At 45.5% G+C, this 14,118-nt stretch carries 12 protein-coding genes; all 12 read right to left on the bottom strand.

The window, feature by feature from the left end:
• Nucleotides 1–115: 115 nt before the first annotated feature.
• The 12 genes from VN379_RS20080 to VN379_RS20025 all read right to left on the bottom strand — a co-directional run bounded on the left by VN379_RS20080 (nt 116) and on the right by VN379_RS20025 (nt 14,033).
• Nucleotides 116–532: a HutP family protein gene (locus VN379_RS20080; RefSeq protein WP_422663631.1), complete on the bottom strand. Its 417-nt coding sequence runs from the start codon at nt 530–532 to the stop codon at nt 116–118.
• The gene (locus VN379_RS20075) at nt 519–1,958 is read right to left on the bottom strand and encodes a sodium:solute symporter family protein (RefSeq protein ID WP_325537140.1); all 1,440 of its coding nucleotides are present in this window, start codon (nt 1,956–1,958) and stop codon (nt 519–521) included. The genes VN379_RS20080 and VN379_RS20075 overlap by 14 nt, the downstream gene beginning before the upstream one ends.
• Nucleotides 1,959–2,253: 295 nt before the next feature.
• Nucleotides 2,254–3,561, bottom strand: a complete 1,308-nt coding sequence (locus VN379_RS20070) for a dicarboxylate/amino acid:cation symporter (RefSeq protein ID WP_325537139.1) — start codon at nt 3,559–3,561, stop codon at nt 2,254–2,256.
• A 293-nt stretch (nt 3,562–3,854) separates the two neighbouring features.
• On the bottom strand, nt 3,855–5,231 hold the full coding sequence (gene radA, locus VN379_RS20065) for a DNA repair protein RadA (protein ID WP_325537137.1): 1,377 nt from the start codon (nt 5,229–5,231) through the stop codon (nt 3,855–3,857).
• Nucleotides 5,232–5,343: 112 nt separating this feature from the next.
• A complete protein-coding gene (locus VN379_RS20060; protein WP_325537135.1) occupies nt 5,344–7,794 on the bottom strand; it encodes an ATP-dependent Clp protease ATP-binding subunit in 2,451 nt (816 codons plus the stop codon).
• Nucleotides 7,787–8,869, bottom strand: coding sequence for a protein arginine kinase (locus VN379_RS20055; RefSeq protein ID WP_325537133.1), 1,083 nt, complete (start codon nt 8,867–8,869; stop codon nt 7,787–7,789). Before VN379_RS20055 ends, VN379_RS20060 begins: the two co-directional genes overlap by 8 nt.
• A complete protein-coding gene (locus VN379_RS20050; RefSeq protein WP_325537131.1) occupies nt 8,862–9,413 on the bottom strand; it encodes a UvrB/UvrC motif-containing protein in 552 nt (183 codons plus the stop codon). Before VN379_RS20050 ends, VN379_RS20055 begins: the two co-directional genes overlap by 8 nt.
• A 20-nt stretch (nt 9,414–9,433) precedes the next feature.
• Nucleotides 9,434–9,892 (bottom strand): CtsR family transcriptional regulator, encoded by a 459-nt coding sequence (locus VN379_RS20045; protein ID WP_325537129.1) that lies wholly within the window; start codon nt 9,890–9,892, stop codon nt 9,434–9,436.
• Between the two features lie 157 nt (nt 9,893–10,049).
• Entirely contained in the window at nt 10,050–11,234 is a 1,185-nt protein-coding gene (locus VN379_RS20040; RefSeq protein ID WP_325537127.1) for a class I SAM-dependent rRNA methyltransferase, read from the bottom strand.
• A 9-nt stretch (nt 11,235–11,243) separates the two neighbouring features.
• Nucleotides 11,244–11,774, bottom strand: a complete 531-nt coding sequence (locus tag VN379_RS20035; RefSeq protein ID WP_325537125.1) for a DUF4184 family protein — start codon at nt 11,772–11,774, stop codon at nt 11,244–11,246.
• A gap of 94 nt (nt 11,775–11,868) precedes the next feature.
• On the bottom strand, nt 11,869–13,053 hold the full coding sequence (locus VN379_RS20030; RefSeq protein ID WP_325537123.1) for an FprA family A-type flavoprotein: 1,185 nt from the start codon (nt 13,051–13,053) through the stop codon (nt 11,869–11,871).
• 38 nt (nt 13,054–13,091) lie between these two features.
• Entirely contained in the window at nt 13,092–14,033 is a 942-nt protein-coding gene (locus tag VN379_RS20025) for a nitronate monooxygenase (protein WP_325537121.1), read from the bottom strand.
• Between the last annotated feature and the right edge of the window lie 85 nt (nt 14,034–14,118).

The raw sequence follows: 14,118 nt of genomic DNA, 5'->3' as shown, positions 1-14,118 counted from the left end.
AATCTTTTATAATTACCATTATATAACATGGTTTTTGATTCATACAAGCTGTGTTTCGCTCCAGTAAACAAATAACTCGCATGGTATTATCACATGCGAGTTATTTCTATAATACCTAGTTAACATCAGGCAATGAGCGATGAGCCATTCCAACAGCCACTTCGTTTAAATGAAGAACACCAACACCAAAATAAATGGCCACACAAAGGTGCTCGCCGCAGCGGGCAAGACCAATTTTACCGCCTACATTAAGCCCTGATGCTTTTGGCGTAATCTGTACCAGGGCGTCATGAGCCGCACCTGCAACAGCCCCCTCGCCCACATGGTTGGCATTGACCAACCCCTGCCTCTGGGCGGCAACGATTGCCCGTTCAATGATCTTCTTTACCGATACTAGATACTCACCACCAAAATCTACCGCAGTAACAGTGATGCCACGGCTGCTTAAACGCTGCTTCAGGTTCTGTTCATCCTCACGGTCTTCACTGATCGCCATAGCCAGTGCTGCCCGACCAACGTCAACACTTGTCATTTCCAATCACACCGCCCCCGGTTTCATTTACTGTTATATCATCAAGCACAATACGTTCTTTATCAACTAAGGCAACAAGCAAGAAGGTTACTAGACATACCAGCCATTCCATATAGATCGGATGAGCAAAAACCTGGGCCGGTGGATATACCTGCCAGACAAACAAGGTCAGCATCCCTGCTAACGTGGTATAAAAAGCTGAATTCCTCCGGCAGAGGCTTGGAACAAATATAGTAAATAAAAAGACCAATGTAAAAGCCGTTGTAAGACTTAAACCAATCAACAGCGTCTTCACAATGCCTACAGCATTAAAGGCCAGCCATAAAGTAACAATACCTAATCCAAGAATTGCGTAGCGATTTACCAATGTATACCGCTGATCACTAATATTGGGGTTAATAAAACGTTTATAAATGTCCTGTGAGAATAGTGTCCCTGCACCGAGTAAGATATGACATGCTGTAGACACATCCGCAGCCCATAGTGCAGCAAGTGTTAACCCCGAGATAACCGGGTCTAAACCCATAATCATTTGCGGAAGCGCCATGGTTGCTTTAATATCCGGATATGCCGCACGGGCGGCTACCCCCATTATTGCACATAAAAAGCCTACCGGGAAAATAAGTAATGCGCCCCACAGGAATCCTTTTTTAGCTGCTGCACCATCTACAGCTGAACAAGCCACCTGGACCGGCCCCTGGGCAGTAATCGTTTGCGTCATCATTACCGCAAACCAGCCCACAATAGTAGCCAAACCCAGGCCGCCAAGCGGACTAAACCAATCGATATTGGAGGGCAAAGATGCCGCAATTGCAGTTAGTCCGCCTTGATTAGACACAATAGTTACCGTACTAATCAAAACCCCAATATAAATAAGTGTTACGCTAAGAATATTTGACAAGCCTGAAGACCATAATCCACCGATAATGGTAGTACCAATAAAAACAATTGCACTCGTCACCATGCCGCCTTGAAAGGAGAAGATATCAGGAAGCAGCGAGGATAAGATCGCACCACCAGCGAGATACTGCAATGATGTTATGACCATTTGAATAGTAATCAGGCCTATAACACTAATTACCCGGCCTTTTTTATCATAATAACGTTCAAAAAATTCCGGTATCGTGGTGCACTGCATCTCACGATACTTACCGGCTGCAACCATTGCCATTAAGACGGCTCCTGCTGCCCAGGCTACGTTATACCAGCCAGCTGCAATACCTGACTGAAAAGCATTTTCTGCAACACCAATAGTCGATGCGGCTCCTACAGCCGTTCCGGCAATATTTGTCGCTACCAGCAGAGTTGTTAGTTTGCGTCCGGCAAACAAAAAACCGGCACTGCTTTCAGTCCTCCTCTTTACATAGAGACTAATACCAAACAATACTAAAATATAGAGGACCACGATAACCAATTGAATACTCATTTCATCCATCCTACCCTTCTACATCTATATGATGGCGGCAAAAAACAAAAAAGCACCCCTACAGAGTGCTGCTGTTCATTTACCTTCCGGCCATCCTGCTAGAAAATCTGAAACCTGCAACACTTCAACCCTACACGTTTATGTTACCAATGGTAGTGGCAACTGTCAACCTGATTTCATCGAACAGCCTGTAGATATTAAAAAAAGCTGGCACAGAAAATCAAAGAGTTAAGCCTAATCGCTTACCTTTTATTTTCTGTGCCAGCGAGAACATATTAAGCCATAATCTTAAAAATTAAGCACTGATCCCAGGAGAAGACGATTGATCATCAGCTAGTTCAGCTTCAGTTATACTGGCACTGACTAGTTTAGAAATAACTAAATCACCCGATACATTTAAGGTTGTTCTGCACATATCCAGGAAACGGTCAACACCCAGGATTAAGCCGATTCCTTCGGCAGGTATACCGACTTGCGTCAGCAATACCACAATCAGCGGTAATGATCCACCCGGGACACCAGCGGTTCCAACACCAGCCAAAATAGACATCAGCACAACAAGAACCTGACTTTGAAGTGATAAATCGATACCATAAACCTGTGCCAGAAATAAAACGGTAACACCTTCAAACAGTGCAGTGCCATTTTGGTTGGCAGATGCCCCGATCGTGAGCACAAATCTAGATATTTTAGGCGGAAGCTTAAGTACTTGTTCAGAAACTTCCAAGGCCACCGGCAAGGTTGCATTAGAGGATGCCGTAGAAAAAGCATAGACATAAACCTCTTTGCAGGCTTTAAAAAACGCCCAGGGTGAGGTTTTTCCCACAGTCTTCAGGAAGAAAGCATAAACGACAAATTGTTGAATCAAAAGACCGGCAATTACGATAAGGGCATAGAACGCAACATTCTGGAGAAATCCGGCCCCCAGTTTGTAGGCAGTGTTGAACACGATACCAAAGATACCATAGGGAGCTAGTTTCATAGCAAAATCTATGACCTTCAATGAAGCATCAAAAATTGTGCTCAAAACCTGAATGAGAGGATTTGTTTTAGCATCTTTAACAGTTAAACTTAGGGCATAACCAAATATCAGGGCAAAGAACATCAGTGCAATGATCTCTCCCTGGAAAGCTCTTACGGCAGAATCCAGCGGATTCTGGGGCAGCAATTCCACAAAGAACTGGTACCAGGGTTTTCCCTGCACCGCCTGAACATTCTTTTGAATAGCTATTACCGATTGATTGGCAGAAAGAGCAGCTTTGTCAAAATCCATACCGGCACCAGGCTGCAAAATTCCAGTCAGGGCAATCGCAATAATTACTGCTAATGCACTTAAGATTAATGTATACGCAATGGACTTGGTTGCAACTTTGCCTAAACCACGGCCCACCCCCAGCTCAAAAACACCTAAAATTAGTGCAGAAACAAGCAGGGGAATAACCACCATGAAAATCAATCTGAGGAAGATCGTGCCAACAAGGGTAAATACCTCTGTGATGAACTGCATAAATGGATAAGCTTTTACTGGTAATACATAATAGGCAAATAATCCTCCAACAACCCCTAAAATAAATCCTAATAGAAGTTTTTGATGTTGCTTCATAAATACGCCTCCTATCCACTATTTACTTTGACTGGTATGCCTGATCTGTGCTTAACTCACGTGCCTCCTTTCAGTCGGTATGACTATCCACTATCAAGAGACATATTACCTTAGCTACATACCCGGGAATAATAGTGACGTAATTTATAGTACAAGTAGGTGTAATATGGTACATTTTTAATATTAATTGTTTTTCCATCAATTTACAAGAGCAAATAGATTTTATTTCAAATTAACCCAATATTTCCCTATTAAGTAACAAGCTCTTGAGCTATTGTCTCAAGAGCTTGTTATTAATCTAATGCAATCTCTAAACACTCCACAACCGTTCCAACACCAGCCAATTGTATAGATGGCTTAATAGAAAGCCCCTTCAGATTACCCTTGGGCAGAATGACCCGCGTAAACCCCATACGTTCAGCTTCACGAATCCGCATTTCAATCTGAGTAATTGCCCGGACTTCACCGGCTAAACCAACTTCGCCGATTACAACAGTCCCGCTACTGGTATTACAGTTCCGGTAGCTTGAAACCAGCGCAACAACTAAGGCCAGGTCCATTGCCGGTTCATCCACCTTAATACCACCCGCAACCTTTACAAACACATCACTGCCACCGATCATAACACCAACCCGCTTCTCCAAAACGGCTAACAGCAGTTGAATTCGTTTAATATCAACACTATCGGAGGTTCGGCGCGGTGGCGCAAAGGGTGATGAGCTGACAAGCGCCTGGATCTCCACTAAAAGCGGCCTGGTTCCTTCCATCGTTGGGATAACAACACTACCGGGTACATCCAGTGGCCGTTCTGATAAGAATATCTTAGACGCATCAGGAACATCTATAAGTCCTTCATTGCGCATCTCAAATAACCCAATCTCATTAGTACTGCCGAAACGATTCTTAATTGCCCTTAATACCCTGTATTGTGCATTTCTCTCGCCCTCGAAATAAAGAACAGTGTCAACGATGTGTTCCAGGGCACGCGGTCCGGCAAGAGTACCGTCTTTAAGGACATGACCGATAAGGATTACAGCTATTGACCGTGTCTTAGCAAGCCTCAGCAGTTGAACAGCACATTCTCTAACCTGGCTGATACTCCCCGGGGCGCTCTGAATGTCTGCTTTAAAAACAGTTTGAATTGAGTCGATAACCAGCAAAGCCGGGTTTAACCTCTCTGCTTGCTGTTGGATAGTATCAAGATTTGTTTCACTAAGAATAAACAGATGTTCTTCGATAGCGTCAAGGCGGTTAGCCCTCATTTTAACCTGTTTGGGACTTTCTTCGCCAGTAACATATAACACCTTGCCATATTGCTTAGCAATATTAGCACAAATCTTGAGGGTCAGACTAGACTTTCCAACACCTGGATCCCCCACGATAATCGAAAGTGATCCGGGAAGAAGCCCAAATCCGAGAACCCGGTCAAACTCCTCTGAGCCAGTACTAAAACGGGGGGCTTCCTCGATCTCAACCTCAGCAATAGGCATTGCATCCTGCCCGCTTGATAACCCAAGAGACAAGCCGCCCGGCTTTGAAGTCAATTCTTTGTGCACAGGTTCTTCAACCATTGTGTTCCAAGCACCACAGCCCTGGCATCTGCCTACCCATTTCGAGGTTTCAAAGCCACACTCCTGACAAAAAAATGCTGTACCTTTTTTTTTACTCACCTAAATACCGTCCAATCTCGTAGGCCGACCTACATATAGTCATATCATCATAACGCAAAAAAGCACTCAACGTGAGTGCTTTTTCGCGTTTGTTACCTTAGTTTCCTGCTAATCAGGACTTTTTTGCAAATTTTAATTTACCAGTGTCATCGGCATCAACAAAGACAGTATCACCGCCTGTTACCGATTGCCGGATAATCATCTCCGAAACCTCATCTTCAATCATTTTTTGAATGGCACGCCGGAGTGGACGGGCACCAAATGCGTGATCACGGCCTTCTTTTAGCAGTTCACTCTTAGCAGCATCAGTCAATTCCATATTTAGGTCAGCATCGGTAAGCCGCTTGGTTACCTCTTGCAGCATAATCTCAACAATTTGTTTCAAATCTTCATCTGTCAGGCTGCTAAATACTATAATCTCATCAATCCGATTCAAAAACTCCGGCCTAAATATCCGTTTAACCTCATCTAAAACCCGGCTCTTAGCCGCTTCCCCTTCATTGGCATTAGCCCGTTCTTCAGACAAAAATCCCAGCCCGGCAGCATCCCTTTTCAAATGCTGTGACCCGACATTAGAGGTCATAATAATAACCGTGTTTTTAAAATCAACCGTCCGGCCCTGGCTGTCGGTTAACCGTCCGTCTTCCAGAACCTGCAGCAACATGTTAAAGACATCATAATGGGCCTTTTCAATTTCATCCAATAGAATAACCGAGAAGGGTTTACGGCGTACAGCATCGGTCAACTGGCCGCCTTCCTCATACCCCACGTAGCCGGGAGGCGCACCTACCAGGCGGGATACGGTGTGCTTCTCCATGTATTCGGACATATCAAGGCGGATCATCGCTGTCTCATCACCAAATAATGCTTCAGCTAAAGCCCGTGATAATTCTGTTTTACCAACACCAGTCGGCCCCAGGAATAAGAAGGATCCAATCGGCCGTTTAGGGTCTTTCAGGCCAGCGCGGGCACGCCGTACAGCACGAGCCACCGCCTGAACAGCCTGATGCTGCCCAATGACCCGGGTGTGTAAAATATCTTCCATCTTTAAGAGCCGATCAGACTCTTCTTCAGCCAGTTTTTTGAGCGGAATACGTGTCCAGGTTGACACAACATGAGCGATATCCTCAGCAGTAACAACAATCCGCTCACTGCCGCGCTGCTTCCACGATTTCTGCTTATTCTCAAGTTCTTCACGAATTTGCTGCTCCATATCCCGCAGCTTAGCAGCCCGCTCAAACTCCTGGGAGGCAATGGCAGCCTCTTTTTCTGTCCGGGCCTGTTCCAGCCGCTGCTCAATCTCTTTAACATCAGGCGGCACCGCAAAAGCCTGCAAGCGTACCCGTGATGCGGCCTCATCCATTAAATCGATGGCCTTATCAGGCAAAAATCTGTCAGAGATATAGCGGTGAGACAGTTTAACAGCCGCGTCAATGGCTTCATCGGTAATCTGCGCCCTGTGAAAAGCCTCATATTTATCCCTGATGCCTCGCAAAATATCAACTGCATCTTCAACACTGGGCTCCCCAACTGTGATGGGTTGGAAGCGCCGTTCAAGCGCGGCATCTTTTTCAATGTATTTTTTATATTCGTTGAGCGTTGTTGCGCCAATGACCTGCAATTCACCTCTGGCTAAAGAGGGCTTTAAAATATTAGCAGCATCAATGGCCCCCTCGGCGGCACCAGCGCCAATGAGCGTATGCAGTTCATCAATAAATAATATAACCTTGCCGGATTCCCGGATCTCATCCATAACTTTTTTCAGGCGTTCTTCAAACTCACCGCGATATTTAGTCCCGGCGACCATCGACGCCATATTAAGTGAAACAACACGCTTGTTGCGTAGTATTTCCGGTACCTGCCCCTCAACGATTCGTTTAGCTAACCCTTCAGCAATCGCTGTTTTGCCGACACCCGGTTCACCGATCAGCACCGGGTTATTTTTTGTACGCCGTAAGAGAATTTGAATGACCCGCTCTATTTCAGCAGCCCGGCCTATCACCGGGTCAATTTTCCCTTCCTGAGACATCTTATTCAAGTCACGGCCAAACTCATCTAAAAGCGGTGTTGTACTCCCTGCCGGCCGTTCAGTACCGGGCGCCTTGGGCTGAGGACTTTGCCCTGACATCGAATAACCGCCCAGCATTTCAATAACACGCTGACGCATAAGATTAACATCTACACCCATGCCTGACAATACTTGAGCAGCAATGCCTTCACCCTCCCGCACCAGCCCCAGGAGAATATGTTCAGTACCTACATAATTATGTCCCAGACGCAGGGCTTCTTCCATGGCCAGCTCAATGATCTTTTTGGCCCGGGGAGTGTAACCAATATCAGTACTCTGATCCTGGCCCTGACCGAGTATACTTTCTATTTGCGCCCGAACAGACTCTACGTCCAAGTTCAGCGAAGCCAGTGCCTTGGCAGCTATCCCTTCACCTTCCCGAAATAGCCCTAACAGCAAATGCTCTGTACCGATATACCCATGACCGTATCTGGCTGCCTCCTGCTGCGCTAAAATTAAAACTTTCCGCGCACGATCAGTAAATCTATTAAACATTGTTACAACCCCCCTTAAGTTTGCGACGAATTAATTTAGCCCGCAATGCATTGCGTTCAGACTGATTTAAAGCTGTCTCCCCTACTAAATTCTGTAAGAAATTTGGTCGGGTTGTTACTAAAAGCTCGTTGAATACCTCTGGCGGCGCTTCATCAATGATGCCAAGATCGATCCCCAGCCGGACTTCACTTAAAAGTGCCAAAGCCTCCTGTGAGGAAATGCGCTGCGCATAGCGGAGTACACCATACGCCCGCCATACCCGGTCTGACAAAGCATCTCCTGAATCATTATCCAACAGGCTTCTGGCTGTACGCTCTTTATCAACCACTTGTTTGACCACACCGCTCAGGTTATTTATAATATCCTGTTCGGTTCGGCCCAGAGTAATCTGGTTTGATATCTGAAATATATTGCCGGCGGCCTCAGTACCTTCACCATATAAGCCGCGCACTGCCAATCCTAACTGGGTGGCAACAGCCATAATTCTCCCTACCTGCTTCGTGAGTGCCAACGCCGGTAAATGAACCATAACCGAGGCTCTTAAGCCTGTGCCCATATTTGTCGGACAAGCAGTCAGATAACCGATATGTTCCATAAACGCCAAATCATGCTTGGCTTCGATCACATCATCGACAGTGTTAGCTTTGTTAAAAGCGTCCGTCAGGTTGAGGCCCGATTCTAAACACTGCAGGCGCAGGTGATCCTCTTCATTAACCATAATACTTACACCGGCGTCATCGCGCACAATAAGTGCCCTGTTTTCTGGTTCTGCCGCATGAGTAGGGCTAATGATGTGCTTCTCAACCAACACATACCGGTCTAAGGGCGCTAGATGCTCTAGTTCAATAAACGCGTAATCATGTCCGTCTTCAGCCTTAAGTGCTGCAGAAACATCTTTAAACTCAGCCATGATTTCACCAAGTATAGCAGCCGAAGCGCGTCCTGGAAAGGGCTGGCACTTCAGATTGCGGGCCAAACGAACCCGGCTGGTAAGAACAATATCACCTTCCGGCCCTGTACCACTTAACCATGGCGTCAATGGCTGGTTGAGAAGACTCTTCAATATACTAGCCATCTGCCATTCCTCCTACGCCATCTTGATCGGCAAGCTGTTTTTCCAGTGCTCTTACCTCATCCCTGAGCTTGGCTGCAAGTTCATATTCTTCACGATTGACATGCTGCTCCAGCTCATGCCGCAGCCGTTTGATACGCTGCTCCACACCAAAACGGATACCGCCACGCTTAGGCGTTTTACCGGCATGGGCAGCAGTACCGTGAATACGCTTAAAAAGTGGTTCCAGCTGGCCGCTAAACGCCTGATAACAACCACTGCAGCCAAACTTACCACTGCGGGTAAACTCGCTGTAACTAAGGCCGCAATCAGCACAGACAGGCTCAAGTGCTTGCCGTACAGTATCTGTCAGGGTATAATTAAACATTTCTTTCAGAAAATCATGAACAGAGAATTTACTGCCAAAGAGATTATTGATCCCTTTGCCCATAATCTCTCCTGATTTGTGTGCACACTGTTCACACAAATGTTTTTCCACCTTTTGCTGGTTGACAATTTTGGTAATGTGCACACAGGCGGGCTCTTTTTGACAATCGTCACATAACATTTTATTTGCCTCCGTACTCATCATTCATTCTGGGTAGCTAATGTCAGCAGAAGTGACTTTAAAAGTGGTATACGTTCTTTGGGTTCAAGCCGCTCATGCAGGATCGAAAAACATTTATAAATCAGCGCGGCTTCACGGCTTGTCATGAGATTATGGCTGCGCAGGTGGGTGACAATTGCTTTTAGATCGGCCAAACTCATGCTGTCATCCATCTGATTGGCAGCATCCTGATATACAAGTGTTTGTACCGGGATGCGGGCAATCCGGACAAAACCACCAGAACCGCGACGCGATTCGACGATAAACCCCCGCTCAATCGTAAAGCGGGTACTAAGTACATAGCTGATTTGGGAGGGCGCACAGTCAAGCTCTTCGGCCATTTCATTACGTCTCAAGATAATGATTTCATCTTGCTCGTGTGACATCTCACGCAAAATCCATTGTTCAATGATATCGGCTAGATTATTCAGGTCCCTCACCCCCTCTTTGACTTTATCTGATCTTTTGACTTTATTGTATTTTAATCTCATCTATATTGCAACAGACGCGATCTGGCAAAATCAGCCTTATGAGAGAAATTAATAATGATTATCTCTAAATATCTCACCTGATATAAGTATTGCTCAAGAATACTACTTATTCGACAACCTGAAGTACTAAGAATTTTAAATAATTGGTTTCAGGCGCCGCCGGCAGGATCGGATGGTCTTTGGCCTGCGTCCTGTACTCCACTTCCCGGATAACCCGTTTAGCATCCCGCGCGGCATCAACAACAATCGCTTTAAACAGGTCACGGTCAATATGATACGAGCATGAGCAGGTAACGAGGAAACCACCTGGGCGCGTTAGCTTCAAACCACGCAGGTTTATCTCCTTATATCCTCTGGCGGCCCCCTCAATACTATTACGACTTTTGGTAAAAGCCGGTGGATCAAGAATAACCACATCATATTGGCGGTGTTCTTCGGTTAATGACCGCAAAGCGTCAAAGGCATTTGCCACTTCAAAATTACACCGCTCACTGACACCATTGAGTTCAGCATTTTTCTTAGCCAGGCCAATGGCTTCTTCGGAGATATCAATTGAATGCAGGCTCTTGGCACCATACAGTGCGCTATGTACAGCAAATGATCCAGTATGGCAGAAGCAGTCTAATACCTCAGCATTTTTCACAATTTGCTCTAAAAAACGGCGATTCTCACGCTGATCATAGAAAAAGCCGGTTTTTTGGCCTTTATCCACATCTGCATAAAACGGTATTCCATTCTCGTTAACAATAATTTGAGTCGGGAAATCTCCCCTTAAATACCCCTTGCGCATATCCAAGCCTTCCAGTTTTCTGACAGGTACATCATTGCGTTCATAGATGCCTTCTGGCGAAAATAATTCTTCCAGAACTGAGATAATTGTCTCTTTGTGAACATCAATCCCTAGTGCCAAAGTCTGTATAACTATATATTTTCCAAATTTGTCTACAATTAATGCCGGTAAAAAATCGGCTTCACCATACACCAGCCGACAATACTCGGGTTCCGATAAAAAGGTCTGGCGATAGCGCCAGGCAGTCTCAATGCGGCGTTTGAAAAACTCTCTATTGATGGGTTCTTGCTGACGCGACAGGATACGAATAATAATCTGCGAACGGGGATTAATATAGCCTCTGCCAATAAACCGCTGCCGGGAATTGAACACATCAACAATATCACCAGGCTCAAATTCACCCTCAATATAGTCAAGCTCACTCTGAAATATCCAGGGATGGCCATTTTCGACCCGGTGCTGGGCACCTTTACGCAAAAATACTTTTGTTTTAATCTCCATTATTATGCCTCATTTCTTCATACGTTTCCGTTTCTTCCACCATTCACACATCATATATATGGCCGCTGCCGACATCAAAACGGCATTAACAAGCCTATATTCCCGGAACCAGTGATTATGCTCCCAATAGGATACTGGGCTTTCAACAGTTGAAAAAGCCAGTGGATACAAATAAGAATTAGAAAACGCGCCATGGGTTAAAGCGTCTATCAGGAGGTGTGTTCCCCAGCCAATAATGATTGCCTGGAATCTTTTGCAGCCAGGGATAAAACTTATTAATAGCGCACTAAACCAAATTGGCACCGAATGACCAATTAAATCAATCTTTACTACCCACGGGAAAATTGGCACAAGGCTCATAAGCACGCCGGGACTTAGACTGCCTAGTTCAGGCCAGGTTATATAGCCTTTAAACAATAACATAACCAAGAGCACTACGTAAATATAGTCAGGCAACATTGCCCCAAAAACAAACTGCCACACCTTGGGATGCTTCCTGGCAAAAAAATAGATCCAGAAACCATGATGGATAGTGTGCATTCTACCTCCTAAACTAATTAGCTAATAGTACTAGTTTGCTCCACCACAGCAACAGTATGTAGAAAGGCAGCGCTGGATAGCACTGCCTATTTGTCTAACTTTTTGCTAAAACTTTATTGGCAAACTCGCGGCCAAATTCAAAGCATTTGTTCAGTTCTTCATCATCAGGTACCCACTTTAACGATACTCCCGGTTGTTCTATTGCTATCCCCGAGCTTTTTAGCATCTCTTCGATAGCATTCTGGGCGCCGCCGCCCCAGCCGTAAGCGCCGAATGCTGCGCCGATTTTTCCAGTCGGCCTAAGTCCCTTAAGGTATGTCATCAACGCTCCCATATTAGGCAACATACCATTGTTCAGCGTAGAAGAGCCGATTAACAGTCCGCCTGCCTCCAGCATATCCCTGATAACCTCACTTCTGTCAGCTGTTGACATTTTATATAACTTACCGGTAGCACCGGCAGCTGCCACACCCTCAAGAATCTGACGGGCCATTCGCTCTGTACTGCCCCACATGCTATCATAAGCAATAATTATCTTTCCAGTAGTCTTCCCCTGTCCCCAGTCCTGATATTTAGCCATAATCTCCGGGATATGATTTCTCCACACTACCCCATGGCTGGGAGCAACAATTTTAATAGGCAGCTCTTTAAGCTTAGCTACAGCTTTTACCACCATCTTACCAAAAGGCAACAGAATATTAGCATAATACTTCTCAGCCTCAAACAATATTTGATGGAGATTATTTTCATCATCAAAACGTTTTGTTGTCGAAATATGCTGCCCAAAAGCATCGTTGGAAAATAACACTTGCTCGCCAGTCAAATAACTGATCATAGAGTCCGGCCAGTGCAGCATCGGCACAGGCACAAATTGGAGCTTATTGCGGCCAAGGTCCAGCACATCACCCTCTTTTACTACCTGAAAATCATAATTTTGCTGATAATGCTTGATAATACCAGTACGGCCTTGTTCAGTTAGCAAAACTTTAGCCTGTGGCGCTCTGGCCATCACTGCTGGCAAAGCACTCGAATGATCTGGTTCAATATGGTTGGTTATAATATAGTCAATTTTAGAAGGATCAATAATCTGGCTGATTCGGTCTAACAATTCCTGAGCGAAAGGGGCTTTGACAGTATCAATCAGACATACCTTTTCGTCAATAATAAGATATGAGTTATAGGTTACACCCTGTGGAGTTGTAAATCCGTGAAAATCCCGGAGATTCCAATCGACGGCACCAACATAGTAAACACTCTCCGATAGTCTTACATTATTCATATTATCTCACTCCCTCTATATAATTTCTCTTTTCACCCTCATTTTAATAGCTTTTGTGCATTTGTTAACACTTCGTAGGCTTCACTCATTATCGTTTTGACAATAACATCAGCCGGTTCAATTCTTTGCAGTGGCAGTAAGCTTTGCCCGGCCAGTACCGCTCCATGCTCAATATCTCCCTCAATGGCTGCCAACCGGTTGGTACCGGTAGCGAGCTTGTCCAACTCACTCTGTGGGGCACACCGGCGTTCCATAGCGAGATACTTATCAGTAAACCCATTTCTGATGCCACGTACGCCATGCCCTGAAACAAGGCCTGTTACTACACTATCTGTATCTACAGCAGCAAGCAGTCTTTGCTTAACATTAGGATGAACGCCACATTCCTCGGCAATCAAGAATCTTGTCCCCATTTGAATTCCAGCAGCCCCCATCACCAGTGCGGCTGCCAGGCCACGGCCATCTGCAAACCCACCGCCGACAATCACCGGGATATTGATGAGTGGGATCACCTGTGTCATCAGCGCCATGGTAGTAAGCACCCCAATATGCCCGCCAGCCTCCATGCCCTCAATCACGATCGCATCAGCACCACTGTCCTCCACGCGTCTGGCCAGCTTGACATTGGGTACTACCGGAATTTTCTTTATGCCAGCCTCAGTAAGCTGTTCAAAAAAAGGCACAGGATTACCTGCCCCTAATGTAACAAAGGCAGGCCGCTCCTCACAAACAACCTTAATAATTTCGTCTTTATCTGCCGCCATAAGCTGAACATTAACGCCAAAGGGCTTATCGGTCAATTGTTTAGCCAGTCTGATTTGATCCCTGACATAATTCGCATCATGACCACCGGCTGCAATTATACCTGCACCGCCAGCGGCAGAAACGGCGGCTGCTAGCTTAGCATCCGAAATCCAAGCCATGCCCCCCTGAAAAATCGGATATGTTATACTAAGAAGGTGGGTCAGTTTAGTATCCATGTTATCCCCCCATTACTATCTAAACTATTTTCTTCACTGTTAAGCCAAATAATTCCTGCTAATGTTTTTCAATAGCAGTAATTAT

It is taken from the genome of Sporomusa sp. (assembly GCF_035561255.1).
Taxonomy (GTDB): Bacteria; Bacillota; Negativicutes; order Sporomusales; family Sporomusaceae; genus Sporomusa.
The sequence above is the reverse complement of the archived record's forward strand: the minus strand, read 5'-3'. Positions and strand labels throughout refer to the sequence as shown.

What these genes read in the sequence shown, in the direction of transcription:
- VN379_RS20080 (WP_422663631.1), bottom strand. Translation starts at nt 532, where the DNA reads ATGACAAGTGTTGACGTTGGTCGGGCAGCACTGGCTATGGCGATCAGT.
- VN379_RS20075 (WP_325537140.1), bottom strand. Translation starts at nt 1,958, where the DNA reads ATGAGTATTCAATTGGTTATCGTGGTCCTCTATATTTTAGTATTGTTT.
- VN379_RS20070 (WP_325537139.1), bottom strand. Translation starts at nt 3,561, where the DNA reads ATGAAGCAACATCAAAAACTTCTATTAGGATTTATTTTAGGGGTTGTT.
- VN379_RS20060 (WP_325537135.1), bottom strand. Translation starts at nt 7,794, where the DNA reads ATGTTTAATAGATTTACTGATCGTGCGCGGAAAGTTTTAATTTTAGCG.
- VN379_RS20055 (WP_325537133.1), bottom strand. Translation starts at nt 8,869, where the DNA reads ATGGCTAGTATATTGAAGAGTCTTCTCAACCAGCCATTGACGCCATGG.
- VN379_RS20050 (WP_325537131.1), bottom strand. Translation starts at nt 9,413, where the DNA reads ATGTTATGTGACGATTGTCAAAAAGAGCCCGCCTGTGTGCACATTACC.
- VN379_RS20040 (WP_325537127.1), bottom strand. Translation starts at nt 11,234, where the DNA reads ATGGAGATTAAAACAAAAGTATTTTTGCGTAAAGGTGCCCAGCACCGG.
- VN379_RS20035 (WP_325537125.1), bottom strand. Translation starts at nt 11,774, where the DNA reads ATGCACACTATCCATCATGGTTTCTGGATCTATTTTTTTGCCAGGAAG.
- VN379_RS20030 (WP_325537123.1), bottom strand. Translation starts at nt 13,053, where the DNA reads ATGAATAATGTAAGACTATCGGAGAGTGTTTACTATGTTGGTGCCGTC.
- VN379_RS20025 (WP_325537121.1), bottom strand. Translation starts at nt 14,033, where the DNA reads ATGGATACTAAACTGACCCACCTTCTTAGTATAACATATCCGATTTTT.